Source organism: Acetobacter sp. KSO5 (assembly GCF_044094635.1).
Classification (GTDB): Bacteria; Pseudomonadota; Alphaproteobacteria; order Acetobacterales; family Acetobacteraceae; genus Acetobacter; species Acetobacter cerevisiae.
Genome location: NZ_CP172014.1, coordinates 2,985,997 through 3,003,316 on the forward strand (window position 1 = coordinate 2,985,997; position 17,320 = coordinate 3,003,316).

The 17,320-nt window shown below is 57.1% G+C and carries 12 protein-coding genes; 2 read left to right on the forward strand and 10 right to left on the reverse strand.

Going from position 1 to position 17,320, the window contains the following annotated elements:
* Positions 1–33: 33 nt before the first annotated feature.
* The 3 genes from ACHQGU_RS13500 to ACHQGU_RS13510 form a co-directional block, all read right to left on the reverse strand.
* Positions 34–2,814, reverse strand: a complete 2,781-nt coding sequence (locus tag ACHQGU_RS13500; protein ID WP_395495349.1) for a M16 family metallopeptidase — start codon at positions 2,812–2,814, stop codon at positions 34–36.
* Between the two features lie 47 nt (positions 2,815–2,861).
* On the reverse strand, positions 2,862–3,524 hold the full coding sequence (locus ACHQGU_RS13505; protein ID WP_395495350.1) for a 2OG-Fe(II) oxygenase: 663 nt from the start codon (positions 3,522–3,524) through the stop codon (positions 2,862–2,864).
* 81 nt (positions 3,525–3,605) lie between these two features.
* Positions 3,606–5,546: an AsmA-like C-terminal region-containing protein gene (locus ACHQGU_RS13510; RefSeq protein ID WP_395495351.1), complete on the reverse strand. Its 1,941-nt coding sequence runs from the start codon at positions 5,544–5,546 to the stop codon at positions 3,606–3,608.
* A 177-nt stretch (positions 5,547–5,723) separates the two neighbouring features.
* On the opposite strand from ACHQGU_RS13510, the gene ACHQGU_RS13515 reads away from it, so the two are divergent.
* Entirely contained in the window at positions 5,724–6,875 is a 1,152-nt protein-coding gene (locus ACHQGU_RS13515; protein ID WP_395495352.1) for an AI-2E family transporter, read from the forward strand.
* A gap of 2 nt (positions 6,876–6,877) precedes the next feature.
* Here the strand turns inward: ACHQGU_RS13515 and uvrB are convergent, their stop codons facing one another.
* The 3 genes from uvrB to ACHQGU_RS13530 all read right to left on the reverse strand — a co-directional run bounded on the left by uvrB (position 6,878) and on the right by ACHQGU_RS13530 (position 10,767).
* A complete protein-coding gene (uvrB, locus tag ACHQGU_RS13520) occupies positions 6,878–9,166 on the reverse strand; it encodes an excinuclease ABC subunit UvrB (RefSeq protein ID WP_395495353.1) in 2,289 nt (762 codons plus the stop codon).
* 77 nt (positions 9,167–9,243) lie between these two features.
* Positions 9,244–9,693 carry a hypothetical protein gene (locus ACHQGU_RS13525; RefSeq protein ID WP_395495354.1) on the reverse strand — a complete coding sequence of 150 codons (450 nt, stop codon included), beginning with the start codon at positions 9,691–9,693 and terminating at the stop codon, positions 9,244–9,246.
* A 90-nt stretch (positions 9,694–9,783) separates the two neighbouring features.
* Complete coding sequence (locus ACHQGU_RS13530) at positions 9,784–10,767, reverse strand: aldo/keto reductase (RefSeq protein ID WP_395495355.1); 984 nt, start codon at positions 10,765–10,767, stop codon at positions 9,784–9,786.
* A gap of 217 nt (positions 10,768–10,984) precedes the next feature.
* On the opposite strand from ACHQGU_RS13530, the gene ACHQGU_RS13535 reads away from it, so the two are divergent.
* Positions 10,985–11,437, forward strand: a complete 453-nt coding sequence (locus tag ACHQGU_RS13535) for an NUDIX hydrolase (protein ID WP_395495356.1) — start codon at positions 10,985–10,987, stop codon at positions 11,435–11,437.
* 148 nt (positions 11,438–11,585) lie between these two features.
* Here the strand turns inward: ACHQGU_RS13535 and ACHQGU_RS13540 are convergent, their stop codons facing one another.
* From ACHQGU_RS13540 to otsB, 4 genes are all read right to left on the reverse strand, one after another.
* Positions 11,586–14,522: a glycosyltransferase gene (locus tag ACHQGU_RS13540; protein ID WP_395495357.1), complete on the reverse strand. Its 2,937-nt coding sequence runs from the start codon at positions 14,520–14,522 to the stop codon at positions 11,586–11,588.
* Positions 14,523–14,705: 183 nt separating this feature from the next.
* Positions 14,706–15,194 carry a disulfide bond formation protein B gene (locus ACHQGU_RS13545; RefSeq protein WP_395495358.1) on the reverse strand — a complete coding sequence of 163 codons (489 nt, stop codon included), beginning with the start codon at positions 15,192–15,194 and terminating at the stop codon, positions 14,706–14,708.
* A 23-nt stretch (positions 15,195–15,217) separates the two neighbouring features.
* The gene (locus ACHQGU_RS13550) at positions 15,218–16,564 is read right to left on the reverse strand and encodes a trehalose-6-phosphate synthase (RefSeq protein WP_062144274.1); all 1,347 of its coding nucleotides are present in this window, start codon (positions 16,562–16,564) and stop codon (positions 15,218–15,220) included.
* Between the two features lie 3 nt (positions 16,565–16,567).
* Complete coding sequence (otsB, locus tag ACHQGU_RS13555) at positions 16,568–17,311, reverse strand: trehalose-phosphatase (RefSeq protein ID WP_062273541.1); 744 nt, start codon at positions 17,309–17,311, stop codon at positions 16,568–16,570.
* Between the last annotated feature and the right edge of the window lie 9 nt (positions 17,312–17,320).

Consider the following 17,320-nt stretch of genomic DNA (forward strand, 5'->3'; position numbering starts at 1 on the left):
CAGCATTTTTCTGAAGAGAGACGTTTCATATCCTTACCAGGTTGGCGCTGGCCCTTTGACAATCTGGGCCAGATCATCCGGACGGATCCATTTCCGGAACGCTGCCTGCACATCAGCCCCCGTCGCTTTGTAATACACCTGTGCGGCGCGGTCGGTATTATCCAGCGGCAGCCCCAACTCTTCCAGCCCCAGATACTGCGCGGCAATCCCGCTCAGGCTGGCGCGACGCAGCGGCAGGCTACGCAGCAGTGACGCTTTTGCCAGAGACAGTTCATCCTCCGTCGGAGGCGCTGTCTGCATAGATTTCAGATCCTGCAAGGCAGCGACACGGGCTTTACCAACCTTATCCGGGTCAGACCCATAATCAATGTTATAAGCGCCGCGCGTGCGACCCCAATCAAAACTGCTACCAACAGAATAGACATACCCCGTCTTCACCCGCAGGTCCCGATACAGGCGGGAAGAGAACAGACCACCACCCAGCACTTCATTGCCAAGCTGTAGCAGGAAATGGTCAGGATGTGAGGCGGTCAGACCCAGCGTTTCCGCCAGCACCACCGTATCCTGCACACTGTTCTTATCCGGCACATTGGCGCGGGAGGCTTTGCTGAGCGGCACCGTCGGCAGATCCACCGCTGGCTTCGGGCCTTCTGCTTTCCAGCCGCCAAAAGCCTGTTCCACAACAGAGCGTGCTTTTTCAGGCGTGACATCCCCGGTCACAACAATGGTGGTGAGATCAGGCCGCCAGGCTGCCTGATAATATTTGACCACATCATCCCGAGAGACACTCATGATGGATTGTGGTGTCGCATTCCGCAGTTCAGGATCTTTTTCCGGCAGCAACGCTGTTTTTACAGCTTTGCCAAACAGGAAGCCGGGAGAGACCAGCAGGCCCGCCTGCCCCTGTGCAGCCTGCATCCGCACAATCTGGAACGCTTTTTCCGGGAAGGCCGGATGCAGTTCATTTTCTGCAAGCAGCGCAATCCCTTTTTCAAAATCAGGCGTCAAAATTTGAAGAGAAAAACCACTCCCTGCACTCTCCCATGCCGGGATATCATCCAGCGCTTTCTGGAACCCCAGACGGTCATGCATTGTGGTGCCGTAGGAGAACAGAGATTCCGTCAAATCCCCTACACCTTCTTTACCTGCTGGTTCCTGCAACGCAGCATTTTGACGGATTTCACCAGACAGTTGAATGGTGTGGCTCACGTGAGACGGCCAGACAATCAGCTTCAGACCGTTCGGCAGAGTACTGACAACCGGCTGAGGTGTCGGTTTTGGTTCTTCCAGATGGGACAAGGCTTTTTCTGCCCACTCCGGCAGCTTTACCGGCTTATCCGGCGTAGACGCGAAGGATTCCGCACCACCAAACCCTTTGCCAGCCACAGGCTTGCCGGAGGCTTCCGGCGTCAGAACAGCCGTTACCGCATGGGCCGGGTCCAGCAAGGTTGCAGCCAGACGGTTGACGGCTTCCGGCGTGACGGCCTGATAAGCGGCGACAATATCACCGGGCGCGTCCAGATTATGGAAGGCCAGCGCGGTGGACCACTGTGCAGCCAGACCGCTGACGGAGTTGGCGGAAAACTGAAGCTGGGCAATCTCGCGCTTCTTGGCAGCTTCTACCAGTTCTGCGGGGACGCCCTCTTTCCTGATTTTTTCCAGAACGGTCTGCACATCATTCAGGGCTTTTGCAGAATCTCCCCCTTTGGGGAATGCAGCAAGAGCGAGACCAAAACCAGCCTCTTTTTTTGGTGCATATTCAAACCCGGCAAACAGCGCCTTGCCCTGCGGCACCAGATCATACAGTGCCCCGCGTTGGCTGCCGAGCACGTCGGACAGAATATCCGCCACAGCAAAATTGTCCGCCGTGCGCCCCGGCATGGGGTAAGCCAACGTTGCAAACCCCACCGGATAATCTGTCGGGAAGGTCAGCGTCTTCGCTGGCGGCGGCACCGGCGTCACCTTGGGACGCTCCGGCAGCGTTTTGCGTGGAATAGCGCCAAAGGTTTCCCGCACCTGATCCAGCGCACTCACCGGGTTTACATCCCCCGCAATCACCAGAACGGCATTGTTGGGGGCATACCATTTTTCGTAAAAATCGCGCAGGTGGGCTGCATCTGTCTTATCGAAGGACGGGCGGGTCCCTAGCGCATCATGCGCATAGGGCGTTCCGGAAAACAGGATGGACTGCAACTGTTGCAGGTAGAGATAAGCCGGGCTGGACAGATCGCGCGAGACTTCCTGCTCAATCGCCCCGCGCTCCTTGCTCCAGTCTGCTTCTGATAACGTCAACCCCTTCATGCGCAGGGCTTCAATTTTCAGAAGAACCGGCAGATCCTGCGCCTGTGCGGTATAGAAATATTGCGTGACGTCCTCAGTCGTGTCCGCATTATAGCTGCCACCCAGACGGGTACCCACAGCGGCCAACTGGTCTTTATCCAGCCCCGCACTGCCACGGAACATCATATGCTCCAGCGCATGCGCCGTGCCGGGAAAGCCCTCCGGCGCTTCTGCCGAACCCACCAGATAATTGATTTCCGTTGTGACCACCGGAGCCAGACGGTTGGGCACAATCACCACACGCAAGCCATTAGGCAATGTCGCCCGGACGACCTGCGCACTGCTGAGTGCTGCTGGCACCAGAGCGGACGGCATCTGCTGCGCACAGGCGGTGGGCGTCAACGCCAGGGAGGACAGTGCGGTACCGGCCAGAATGGCGGCACCCAGAACAAGAGGAGACGCCCCCAGTGTCCGCAACATTGCGCGTCTGCCAGACTGCTTTTTGCGGAACGTTGTGGAAAAGGGAAAAGCCATTCTTAAATCCTTTGTTTTGAACACTGAGCTTACAAAAATAAGGCGTCTCAGCCCGCAAGGCCGGGGAGTGAGATTTTTTTCGCCATGGCAGAAAGCTGGTGCCGCCGCAGTTCGGACCGTGCGCGGGCATCTTCCGTCATGTAATTCAGCTGAATGGTGTAACGCTGGCCTACAAACTGACGGTGGCCATGCCATGTGGTGGGGCCGTTGGGGAAAATCAGTAATGTGCCTTCTACTGGCGGCACTTCCTTCGCATAATCTTCAATATCATGCGGGCCACGCAGCAGACGCACACAGCCTTCCTGCTTGTGCCAGCTCTCCTGTTCCGCCGGGTTGAGATACAGCAGAACAGTCACACGCTTGGCGAGGGAATCCGTATGGATCCGGCCATCCTTCTCCCGTGTGCGGCCACGAATGGTCAGCATGGTCGGCGCATGAGCCAGATCGAGATGGAATTTTTCGGCAATAATCCGCCGCAATTCCGGCCCTTCCATAGCCTGCACCACAGACTGCATCAGCGGGGAGAGTGTGAGGGCCGATGGCGGAAAGGAGCCACCCGACTGGATGTCCGGCAGGCTGGCGAACAGCCGGGGCAGATCATCCTTGCGAATAAAATGCGGGACAACCACATGCGGGAACGGGTCGGCACAGACAGGTGCTGTGGCCAGAGCCGCGTAATCCGGCTGTATCGAGGTGTCTGACATGGTCATGCGTTCCGTCCAGATATGAACACTTTTGCCAGACGGACGGTAGAAGGGAAGTGCGGCAGGAACAAGCCCTGCCGCAGCCACTTACTTCCCCACAACCCGGTAACAGGCGTTCTTCAGGGCAAATTCCTTCACCCCGGCGGGCAGCACATTCAGGCGGTCTGTCTGGGCCATCATGGCCCGCCCCTCGGCAGACCAGCTGGCCGGACGCACCATCGGGCTGCTGAAACTGCCGCTGACCCGCACCGGAATATCCAGCGCAAAACGCCCCGTGGTGGAAGCCTGACTACCAAATGTCAGATCAAACCATTTTCTGTTCAGGTCAAAGCGGGCATTGGCCGCCACAGTCCCATCCCCTGTGCGGATACGCAGAGGCAGCGCCTGCCCGACCCCGCCGCGAGAACTGACCACCCCCAGCATGCAGGACACCGGCGTCATGCCCTTTGGTTTGTTGAACAGCATCCGCAAATCAGCAGAGACAAGTCCAATCACCTTTCGGTCCAGACTGCCATTGGTCATGGACACAGCAGCCGCCACATCGGCTGCATGCACGGCGGCGTTCAGCGTCTTCTGAGTGGCATCGGCCCGCATCTGCATGTCCACCCGGCCTGCAATGGGAACGGGACCAAAACCCAGTGCCTGACGCAGTTTTTCAATATCCGCACCGGAAACGTTCACGGCAGCCCCCACATGCGCCGCGCCTTTGTCCGCACCTTCAATCTTACCGGATGCCTTCAGACTGGCCCCCAGATAATCAAGCGCCAGCATATCCACCGCCACCGTACCGGGTTTGACCGAGGCCGCCAGTGTCATGTTTGAGAAGTGCAACACGTTATAAGACAGCTGTTTGACCGACAGATGCGCATCAATCAGCGGGTCCGGCGCAGAATCAACCGTCAGCGGAATATCGGTTTCGGACGGATTGACTGATTTCTGGTGGCTCAGAAATTCATTCAGGTTTAGCTGGCTGAAAGCAATATCTGCCGTCACATGGTCCGGTTTGCCGTGGTCCCCTTCCACAAGCCGCATGAGCGTAATGGTCATGGGGTTATCCTTGACCATCCCCTTGCCCTGCGTGACGCTCCACAGATCGCCCTCATGCTCAAACTGGCCGGACATCTGCATGGCGATATCCGGCTGGGCAGGCAGGCCGGCAATCTGCATCATCGGGCGGGAGGTCGGGCTGTTGAAGGTGACAACGCCCTTGATGCCATCTGCGTTGATCGGGTCTGTTGCCGTCCCTTTGAACGTGATGGTCATGTCCCCGGACTTCGCCTCCATATCAATCCCGTAGGGCGTTTTGGTCTGCCGCAGGATGGAGAAGGGCTGCATGGTGGCTGTCATGGTCACCGGCGTATCATTATACGCGCCATCAACCGCCAGATGGACGGGCTTGTCCGCGCCATCCGTCTGCAGAGTGACGGTTTTCAGCGTCGTGCGGAATTCCGAGCCATGGGCGGTGCGGTAAATGACCTCCCCATTCTGAACGGCAACATCAAGCGCCGTCGGGTAACTGCTCCGGTCATCCGGCCCGGCTGACGGGTGGCTGGCCGCAGGCTTTGCTCCGGCCTCAGCCTGCTTGCCAAAACGCCAGTTGGGCAGGCGCTGCGGCGTGCGCTCCACCATCACATACACATCAGAAATCGCCACATGCCGCACCAGCATCGGGCCGTGCAGCAGGGATGAAGCTTTGACCTCCGCCGCCAGACGCCCCACCCGCACCATATCCGACCCGGTGCCTCCGGGAATATTGGCCAGACGCGCATTGGCAATCTCAACCTTCAGCCAGCGGCCCGGTGTGACATGCAGACTGCCGACCTGCACGGTCCGCCCCAGAGCAGCCGTTGCGCGCCGCGCCACAAAGCCTCCGAGATCAACCTTGTTGAGAAAAATCCAGCCAGCGCCGCCGGAAGCAGCAATCAGGGCTACAGCCCCCACACCGCCCCATAATGCCCAGAAGCCTGCGCCACGCCGTGCTTTATGCCCCTCAGAGGTGGCGGGTTTGTCGTTGATCTGATCTGACATCTACGTCCTCAATTGCCCGCACCCTGTTTTCCATAAAAAACGGTGCGCTCTTTTCTGCCCTCTGGCAGTGTCTGACGCTCTTGTAGAAAAAAATGACGCCTCCGTCATGTCCATGATTGGCATGCCCGCAGACCTCCGTTACCTCTACAGCACCCAGACAGGGATGAAACGGACGAAATGACGATACCCCCCCCTCCCCCCGGTGATACACCAGCGCGCCAGACACGCGTCGTTCTGGCGGCCATGACGGCTGTCGGGATGATCCTCTGCTCGCTCTGGGTGGTCCGTCCCTTTCTGCCTGCCACCATCTGGGCCGTAACCATTGGGGTCACCACGTGGCCCCTGCTCCTGCATATCCAGAAACTTCTGTGGGGCAGCCGCGGGCTGGCGGTGACCGTGACCAGCCTTGTTGCCATAATGGTCTATGTCCTGCCCTTCTGGCTGGCGACCACCACAGTGCTGACCCACACAGCCGAACTGAAAACTCTTGCGGATTCCGCTCTGGCCTTCCGCATTCCGTCTGAACCGGAATGGCTACAGCACCTGCCCTTTATCGGCCCCAAAACAACCGTCTGGTGGCAGCAGATTGAAAATGTCCGTCTGCCACAACTGGCCAACCGTATTCTGCCTGATACCGGCAAGATCATTGGGTGGGTGCTGGATTATGCGGGCAGCTTCGGCATGCTGGCGCTCCAGTTCCTGCTCACGCTGATTATTCTGGCAGCCCTCCACACGCGTGGAGAAGCCGCCGCCAATCTGGTGATGAACTTTGGCTCGGCTCTGGCCGGAGAACGCGGGCGGGAAATGGTGCTGCTGGCAGGCCGCACCATCCGGGGCGTCGCCATTGGCGTGACCGTCACAGCCTTGGCTGAAAGTGCAGTCGGCGGCCTTGGCATGTTTCTCACCGGCGTGCCCTGGGCCAGTATTCTGACAGCCATCACCTTTATTGCCTGCCTGCTTCAGGCCGGGCCGGGTGTTACCCTTATTCCCGCAGTAATCTGGATGTTTTTCTTCCACGGCCTTGGCTCAGCCGTGGTGCTGCTCGTGTTTACCATCCTTGCCATTGTGATTGATAACCTGCTGCGCCCCTTCCTCATCCGCAAACAGGCCAATGTGCCGCTGGTGCTGATTATGGTAGGCGTGATTGGCGGGCTGGCTGCGTTCGGTCTGGTGGGCATTTTTGTCGGCCCGATGATTTTGTCCGTCACCTACACACTGGTCAAAAGCTGGCTTTCAGACGCGGAACTGCCTTCCTCTACTGAAGATACGCCACTTCCCTCCCTGCCCCATACGGCACAGGACGCCCCGCACCCGGCAGAGGCCAAATAGCCTCACGCCTTGCTGCGGCTGCGCCCCCGTTTGGGTTTGGGCTCGTACCCACCACCGCCCGGCCCCAGCGGACGCGGAACCTGCTCTTTTTTCGGTTTACGGCGCGGAGACGATTTCTGCCCCGCCGTGGAAGCCGGAGCAGGCGGCGCGTCCAGCCCCAGTTGCAGCGCTTCCAGCCGCTTGATTTCATCCCGCAGGCGGCCTGCTGTTTCAAATTCCAGATCCGCGGCGGCTTCACGCATCCGTTTTTCCAGACCGGCAATCGCCGTATCCAGATCCTGCCCGACAAATTCGGCCACACCCGTATCTTCATCGGGGGCCACCGTGACGTAATCCTGCTCAAACACGGAGGAGACAATCGCGCCGATATTCTTGCGCACGCTCTGCGGCGTAATACCGTGGGCTTCGTTCCACGCCATCTGCTTTTCACGCCGGCGGGCCGTTTCTTCCACGGCGTATTGCAGAGAGTCCGTCATCTTGTCAGCGTAAAGCAGCACCCGACCTTCCACGTTACGGGCGGCGCGGCCAATGGTCTGGATGAGTGACGTACGGGAGCGCAGGAAGCCTTCCTTATCCGCATCCAGAATGGCCACCAGCGAACATTCGGGAATATCCAGCCCTTCTCGCAGCAGGTTGATGCCAATCAGCACATCAAACGCGCCAATCCGCAGGTCGCGGATAATTTCAATCCGCTCCAGCGTATCCACATCAGAATGGAGATAGCGCACGCGGATTCCGGCTTCATGCAGATAATCGGTCAGATCTTCCGCCATGCGCTTGGTCAGCGTCGTCACCAGCACACGGCCACCTTTGGCAACCGTCGTGCGGCATTCGGCCAGAAGGTCATCCACCTGATGCTCCACCGGGCGAATATCTGTCACAGGATCAATCAGGCCAGTGGGGCGAATCACCTGCTCGGCAAACACGCCGCCTGTACGTTCCATTTCCCACGGACCGGGTGTGGCGCTGACAAACACACTCTGTGGGCGGAATTTGTCCCACTCGGCAAAGTTCAGCGGGCGATTATCAAGGCAGGATGGCAGGCGGAAGCCGAACTCGGCCAGAATGGATTTCCGCGCATTATCCCCGCGCTCCATACCGCCAATCTGCGGCACGGTCACATGGCTTTCATCCACAATCAGCAGTGCATCTTCCGGCAGATATTCAAACAGGGTCGGTGGCGGATCGCCCGGTTTGCGGCCTGACAGATAGCGGGAGTAGTTCTCAATCCCTTTACACACGCCGGTCGTTTCAATCATTTCCAGATCAAACGTGGTGCGCTGGTCCAGCCGCTCGGCTTCCAGCAGCTTGCCTTCCTGGGTGAACTTATCGAGCTGCTGGCGGAGTTCCTGCTTGATGCCGACAACAGCCTGCTTCAGCGTCGGGCGGGGCGTCACATAATGGCTGTTGGCGTAAATGGTAATTTCCTGAAGATCAGCCGTCTTTTCACCAGTCAGCGGGTCAAACTCAATAATCCCGTCAATCTCATCCCCAAACAGAGAGACGCGCCAGGCGCGGTCTTCATTCTGCACGGGGAAAATATCCACCGTCTCACCCCGCACACGAAAGGTGCCACGGGTAAAAGCGGCATCATTCCGGCGGTATTGCAGCTCGACCAGCCCGCGCACCAGACGATCCCGGTCAATCTCTCCACCCAGCTCCAGTTTGACGACCATGCGGGAATAGGTTTCGACCGAGCCAATACCGTAAATGCAGGACACGGACGCCACGATAATCACATCGTTCCGTTCCAGCAGCGCCTGCGTTGCGGCATGACGCATCCGGTCAATCTGTTCGTTAATCTGGCTGTCTTTTTCAATATAGGTATCAGACCGGGGCACGTAGGCTTCCGGCTGATAATAGTCATAATAACTGACAAAATATTCGACGGCATTGTTCGGGAAAAACTGCTTCATTTCCCCGTAAAGCTGCGCCGCCAAGGTCTTGTTGGGGGCCAGAATAAGGGTGGGCTTCTGGGTGGCTTCAATCACCTTGGCCATGGTGAAGGTTTTGCCGGACCCCGTTACACCCAGCAGGACCTGATCCCGCTCGTTCTCTTCAATCCCTTTGAGGAGATCAGCAATCGCCTGTGGCTGGTCACCCGCCGGTTCATATTCTGAAACAACTTCCATCCGCCGCAGCTTGGGGCGGGCGGCCTGACGGTCCGGCTCAAACGTGACAGGCGGCAGGCTGGCAGCCCGCTCACTCAGCGTGCCGCGCTTCTTACCGCGCTTAGCCGCCGGAGCAGAGGAAGAACGAGACGCGGAATCGGGAGCGGTACGTGTGGCCATGGTTTCCAACATGGTGCGCGGCCCACCAGCCTGCAAGCCTCATTCCCAAAGGCAAACGAGATGAGAGAGGATAAGCCTTACTGCATATGAAACAGAAAACGAGACAGGGGCGTATGGGACAGCACAATCACCACCATCCCCAGCAGGATAATCACCCTGCCCCCTACGTAGGCGCAGGCCTGCGAGAGTTCATCCCGGCTGGCCATATCCATGAAGGCATCCCGCCCGGCATAGCCACTGGCGGCGCGCATGCCGCGATAACGGTTTAACGCATCAGAGGACAAGCCAGCCCGGCTGAACATCTCAGCACTATACTGATCAAGATCATCTTTACGGAACTGGGCCACACCACCGGACTGGCGGACCTGCTCCGGTCCGCCGCCCAGCAGCGCCAGCGCCTGCAGCCGGCGCGCTGGCACACCCAGATATTCCGCAGCCTGCGTCCGGTTCAGCACCTGCTGGAGCGGAAACTGGCAGACTGTGGCCTGTTGGGAAGGCCGGTCAGCGTGGGCGGGCGGCTTTTTCATGGGGGTTAAGCTTGCGAAAAAACGTAGCGTTTCGTCAACGCTTCCCCCTGACCGCCTGCCCTGCGGTCACCACAGGTCTTGTAGTGTGCGTCAGCTTCTGGCGGGTGGCGCCATGAATTCCGGGCCGACAGGGTCCGTAATATCGCGGGCCAGAATGGCATCAATGGCCTTCATGTCGGCCTCATCCAGCTTCCAGCCGAAGGCCTCATCCACACCGCTGATCTGTTCCGGCTTTCTAGCCCCCCACAGCGCAATGGTCGGCCCACGGTCCAGCACCCAGCGAATGGCGAGAGCCAGCATGCTCTTGCCATGCTTTTCCGCAATGGTCTTCAGCTCTTCCACGGCCTTCAGATACTGACCAAAGCGCGGCTGCTGGAATTTAGGATCGCTCTTGCGCAGATCATCACCTTCAAACTTGCGGTCCGCCGTCATACGGCCAGACAGCAACCCGCGGCACAGCGGCCCGTAGGCCAGCACAACCAGATTGTTCTTGATGGCGTAAGGCAGAACGTCCTGTTCGATTTCACGCTCAAACAGGTTATAGGGCGGCTGAATAGTGGCCAGCGGTGCAAATTTACGGAACTCATCCATCTGCGCAGGCGAGAAGTTACTCACGCCCAGCGCCCGCACCTTGCCGTCCTTCACCAGTTTTTCCAGCGCACGGGCGGTTTCTTCCATCGGGGTTTTAGGGTCCGGCCAGTGCACCTGATACAGGTCGATATGATCCGTGCGCAGGCGACGCAGAGAGTCTTCAATTTCCTGCGCAATCCGGGCCGGGCGGCTATCGCGGAACACGTTGCCATCCTGCCAGTTCAGCGCGACTTTGGTCGCCAGAATGACCTTATCCCGCTTGCCTTCCAGCGCGCGGCCAATCACCTCTTCCGAATGCCCCAGACCATAGACCGGCGCTGTATCAATGACGTTGATGCCCAGATCCAGCGCCTTCTCAATAGTTTTGGCGGCATTCACATCATCCGGGCCACCCCACATGGAGCCCCCAATTGCCCATGTCCCCAGAGCAATGCGGGATGCGGGCTTGGCCAGCCCCGGAATGGTAAGGGTTTCTGCCGTCATGATCAGACTCCTGAAACGTCAAAGATAACTGTCCTGCCCCGCCAGTCCCGTTACAGAACCAGCCGGGCAGAGTTCACGTAGCTTAAACGCTCTGCGTCCCATGTGTTGCATTCAACCTGCGAAAAGCGGCCATGTTCCGACAGGGATGCACCCGTTCTGCCGCGTAAAATCCGCGCAACACTTGACCATTGCGGGAAAGTTTCTGCATTTTCTGGTTATGACTACTGTAACTCCGTCCTTCATGCCTCGTGTCGGCGTTCTGGCTCTTGTCCGGCACGGCCAGAATGTTTTGCTGGTACGCCGGGCCAATGCGCCGGATGCTGGCCTGTGGGGTTTCCCCGGGGGGCGCGTTGAGGCTGGAGAAACACTATTTCAGGCAGCCGAGCGTGAATTACGGGAAGAAACCGGCCTGACTGCACAAGCACTTCAAACCGTTGATGTTTTTGACAGCCTCCATCACACACCAGATGGAACGCTGGCCTTTCATTATGTGATTGTTGCGGTTTTGTGTGAGGAAAACACCCCACATCCTACTGAACCCCACGCCGCAGACGACGCCCTCGAGGCCCGCTGGCTTTCTTATGATGAGGTCAGAACACTCGGCCCCAAAGCCTGTACTCGCCTGTTTGAGCTGACGCAGAAAATTATACCTGCACCTCAGACACACTGAACTTTATAGAAATAATAAAGATTTTTTCTTCTGAGAAATCTGAGAAAAAAACTCTAACCAGAGCAGATGCGGGTTTTGTGGGATGCCATACCAAGACACCCCACAAACCCTCGCCTGTTTTTAGTCTCGCAACACAAACAGGATTTTATCAAAAACTGAGAAGAGCCTTGAGCTGTTCCAGATATTTCTGATGCGAATGATCATCCCGCACGCGGGCAAGTTCATGCTCACGAATGCTTTCCCAGAGCGCCTTATCTTCATAAAGCCGCACAATGGCATCCGCAAACGCCTGCGGGTCTGTTGTGCTCACACTCAGCATATCCTCACCCGGCGTCCAGCCAACCTGCTCACACAGAATGGACGACGCTACAATGGGAAGACCATGTGCTGCGGCTTCATGAATTTTATACGGAATACCAGCCGCAAAGCGCGTGGGTGCCACAAAAATCCGGTGCCTGCCATAAATAGGGCCAACATCAGGCACGCGCCCCAGAAGATTGACACGGGGATTTTTCGTCAGCGGCTTAAGATCAACCTTTGGATTGATGTAACCACAGACCGTGAATTTTACATCATCCGGCAGACGTCCATCCAGAAGCGGCAGAACCTGACTACTAAACCATGCCAGAGAGTCGACATTGGGAGAATCAATGTCATGCATCGCGCCAAGGAATAGGATATCACGTCGCGCATCCCATCCCGGAGAATGCGGAAGCGCCTTTTGCATATGCCCCAGAACACCGACGTTCGGGAAGCCATTCTCTTTGAGGATTTCCGCGTCCTTTTTGTTCACGGCAACAATTTTCTCAGCCATGAACAGGTGACGGAATTCATGCGTGAGCATCTCTTCAACAGATTGCTCAAGATCCCCCTCGCCACGCAGAACACGCTTCTGATGCTCACGCGGGGCCGCCACGGCCTCGGTGTCAATAATCACCGCACGGGACGAAATGGCGTCCGCACACTGCATCAGCACCGGAGCCAGACGGTCCGCATTATGGGTGCGGGCAATCCAGACAAGATCGTAATAGCCAGCACGGGATTTGATGAAGTCTTCCAGTTCCGGCAATTCCCGATCCCAGATGACTTCCGCACGATCCGGGAAGGAGCTGCAAATCTCTTCCATTGGTTCAGTCGGCCGATAAACGGGATACACCGTGACATGATATCCCAGATCAATCATGCTCCGGATGACATCATTGGACCGCGTAAACCCTGACCCAAGGAAGCGATACGGCAGGCGATCTTCAATGAACAGAATCCGCTTCTGCCGCGTGGCGGACGAGCGCGCCCGCACCAGCAGACGCTCATGGAACAGGTTTTTCTGCCGCAGATACGCCCCGTGCTTTTTGCGAAAGATTTCCTGATTACGCGCAATCATGGACGCACCGCTGATAAAACCGGAGGTGCCATATTCATAGTGAATGACCACAATGGAGGGGTCATACACCACATCAAATCCGGCTTCATGAATCCGGATACACAGATCCGTTTCCTCAAAGTATGCCGGGGCATAATCCGTATCGAACCCTCCCAGCTTTTTCAGCAGATCGGAGCGGACCAGCAGGAACGCACCGGAGCAGAAATCAACCGAGCGCACAAAATTGGCTTCGGGCACATCCGGGCGCTTGTCACGCAGATAGCCGCACACGGAGCCATCCCGCCACACAATACTTCCGGCTTCCTGCAACATGCCGTTGGTCCGCACCAGCTTGGCCCCGACCGCTCCCGTTTTGGGCTCACTCCGCAGGCGCGCCAGTGCGTTGCCCATGGCGCCGGGCATCAGCTCGAGATCATTATTCAGATACAGCGTGAAAGGACCGCGGACTTTCTCAAGCGCTGCATTACAGCCAAGCAGGAACCCGATATTCCCCGGAAAGCGGATAACTTCCAGCCCACGCACATGCTGCTCAATAGTACGCATCCCGTCTGTTGAGCCGGAATCCACCACAATAACCTGCATCGGGCCATTATAATTGGCCCGCAGAGACGCCAAGGCGCTCAGCGTCATGGCAAAATGGTTATGCGCAATAATAATAACGGTAAAATCAGGATATTCGTACGTAAAGTCCAGCTCCTGATTTAGCAGCAGCGGCATCCGGATCCGGCACATTTCGTGATAGATTTTCTTGGAGACGTGCTCGCTTTCCTTCTGGAAAGCAGCGTCATCCTCGACCTTCCCACCATGCGCGATGTAATGAGCAAAGGCATCCGGATAATCTCCCCGGCTGACTTCCTGCTGCACGGCCGGGTTCCGGAAATAGCCTTCCAGATCTACCGTGGAGAGCGGCTTACGCAGTTCATGCACGCCATATTTCAGGAAATGCTCGAAGAAATTGCGAAAATGTTTGCTTTCGACCGCACCGGACACATCGTTATTCACACTGCCGTAAAATTCTTCTGAAAAATACGGATCAGGATTGAACAATGTTGGTGTTTTATTAGCCAGATAATGATGCAGGGCGGATGTCCACTCTTTGGCATCCAGCTCCTTACGCACTTCCGGATAAGTTTCCAGATACCATTCCGGGTCAAAATACCAGGACAGTCTATGGCCATAACCAGCAACAGGTACCGTCGCCCGCACACACTGAGAATACGGTCCCAATTCGGTTGTGGTCGCCTGACCGCCTTTCAGATAGGCATTGGGGTCAAAGAACCATGATCCGCTGCTATACTGGAAATCCCCAATATTCAGGTAATGGTCATACCCGTTTCTAAACCCCTGCTCGGCAAGACTGACATCAGAAATATCGGGGTGACGCTTGAGATAAAACTCTTCGTCAAACAGCCAGTGGGGATTATGAGACGCAAAGCCTTTCTGGCAATAATGCTCAAACCCAGACCGAAACTCCCCCCGGCTGATCTGCTCAGCAACGGCGGGATATTTGCTCAGATACCAGTCTTCATCAAAATAGGGATTGGGGGAGTGCTTAAGGCTGGCACCATCATTTTTATAAAATTCCTGAACAGCCTCATCAGTCTCAATCTGTAAGAAGCTCAGGACATCTTTGTATTTCTCTTTATACCAGACACAATCAAATACACTCCAGTCTAGCTTCTTATTCTTATCGTATGCCGTCATTGAAATTTCCCAGGGCTGCCTATTTGAGTGTGGCTATATATCTAGACGAAACGGGCCAACAAACCCGCATTGCTTACGGAAATATTAGCACAGGATGACGACAGGGAACAGAATACCCTGCACGGTACGTGCCGAAAGCCGCCTGCATGTTATGTACAGGCGGCTTCCAGCTTTTTTTCTCTTTTAGTAAAATATTCTACGGGCAGTCCGGCTAAGCCGATAGCGCCAGACACCAAACACGCCCAGCACAGCCGCCGCATACAGCCCACCCATGACAGACATGGACAAGGGCAGATCCGGAATCAGATAAGTCGGGGCGTCACATGGTTTGGAAGGCAGCAGCGGCATGGAAGCCAGCCGCTCCGCCATGGTGGTGCCGGTAATATGGGGAGCATGGCACCCCGGCAATGGGCTGGGCCACCACCCCCACTCCACCCCGGCATGACAGAACGCCAGACCAATAGAAGCCAGCAGAGTCGGCACACAGAGCCACAGCACAGGTCCCCCTGCGGCACCCGGCAGCAGAACATCAATCACGCCAATAACGATCAGAATGCGCCAGGGCCAGCGCTCAACCAGACACAACTCACAGGGCATGATGTGCAGAACATGTTCCACCCACCACACAACACCCAGCGCCAAAGCGCCAGCCAGCGCCAGAAAGAGACCCATTTTTCTGGTAGAAAATGCTGATCTCACGCTAAACGCGCCTTCCCAAGAGCCTGAATGAAATCACGTGCCCACGTCACCGCCGTAACGCGCCAGACGTCCGGCTCCAGATGATCCCACCGCGCACGCCGCTCCCCATCAGGCATGGTCAGAGCTTTGTGCAGGGCATCCGCAATATCATCTGCATCATGCGGATTAACCATCAGAGCTGCCTCCATGTCCGGCGCGGCCCCTGCAAAATGCGAGAGAATCAACACACCGGGGTTCGCCTTATCCTGTGCCGCCACATATTCCTTGGCGACCAGATTCATACCATCCCGCAAAGGGGTAACAAGCGCTGCATCTGCCAGTCGGTAGAAACTGGCCAGCAGGGCACGTGGCACAGGATGCGTCAGATACCGGATGGGCGTCCAGTCAAAGTCACCATAGGTGCCATTAATACGTCCGGCAGCTTCATCCAGCTCCCGCCGCAGGGCGCGATACTCCGGCACATTCCCGCGGGAGACGGGTGTTACCTGAAGATAGACGACCTTCCCCCTATGCTCAGGGTAACGCTCCAGAAAGATTTCATACCCTTTGAAGCGCTCCGGCAGGCCTTTGGAATAATCCAGCCGGTCCACCCCAATAATGAATGGTTTACCGTGCAGACTTTCCTTCAGGCGCTGTACGTCCGGATTGCTCAACCCGTCTTCAGCCTGTTTGGCAAAACTGTCCGGATCAATCCCGATGGGGAAGACCTCAGCCTTGGCCTTAACGCCGACGATGGAGAACCCGTCATTCATGTTCCGGGCATCGTCCTCCGTCTGCAGACCGATCACATCGTACGCCTGCATGGCGCGCAGCAGAGCATCAGCTTCCGGTAAAGCCCGCATCAGGCTCCATGGCGGGAACGGAATATGCAGGAAGAACCCGATGGGGGCTGTCACACCCAGATCACGCAGCGCCTGCCCCAGCGGGAACAGATGATAGTCATGAATCCAGATCTGATCACCCGGCTGCAAAAGCGGCAGCAATTTGCGGGCAAACAGCTCATTGACGTTCTGGTAAATAACCTGATCTTTCCGGTCATAATCCATAAGGCCAGCGCGGTAATGGCAGAGCGGCCATAAGATGCCGTTGGAATATTTCTGGTAAAACCCGTCATATTCCGAATGTGTCAGGTCGATCGTAGCGTAGGTGACGTTCTCCACCTTATCGAGACTGACTTCCGGGTCATGTCCCTCTTTTTCAGAAACCTGCTGGCCGGACCAGCCGAACCACAGGCAACTGCCTTCTTTTAACGCCGCACGCAGGGCAACGGCCAACCCGCCAGCGGGCTGCAATCGGTCCCGCGGCGCAGGAACACGATTGGAAACAACAACCAGACGCCCCATAGCTTAATCCTTCCCTTCAACCAGAGAAGCAAGCCACGCACGAAATGCCGTCGGGTTTGGAAAATCAATGGGAATACGCAGACCAACACCGCCAAGACGCTTTGCTGCGGCCATGCCGTCTTCATCCGTCACATCGTCGCCCACAAAAACTGGCTTCCGGCCAGCAAAGGGGAGAGATTTCATCAGCATGCTGACGGCATAGCCTTTATCGACACCTGCAGGCCGGACTTCCCACGCCATTTTTGCCGTCTGGACTTCAAAGGTGCCATTGGTGCCCTTCACCCAGTTTTCAGCCGCCTCACGCAGGGCTGCTCCGGCTTCCGGCACAGCACGATAATGCAGAACGAACCCACCCGGCTTATGCTCCAGCCGTGCACCGGGCCAGGCGGCAATAAGATCCCGCGCTTCGGCAAACCATGATTGCGGAACTGACGGAAGTGCTGCCCGCTCAATCGGGCCTCCGGGGCGATGCCTTACGGCAATGCCATGCTCACCGGCCACGGCAAACGGGATATCCCCCAGAAAATGATCAATCTGATCAATCGACCGGCCAGACACAATGGCCAGCGCATCCCCACAGGCCGCACGCAGGCGGCGCAGAGTTTCCGGCAGCCCTTCCGGCACCACCACAGCGTCTGGCGTGGGGGCGATATCAACCAGAGTGCCGTCAAAATCTAGGAGGAACGCCGCCTGATCCAGAGAGGGAACCTGAAAGCGAAATTCCTGACTGGAAGAAGAACCGATCACGTACACCTC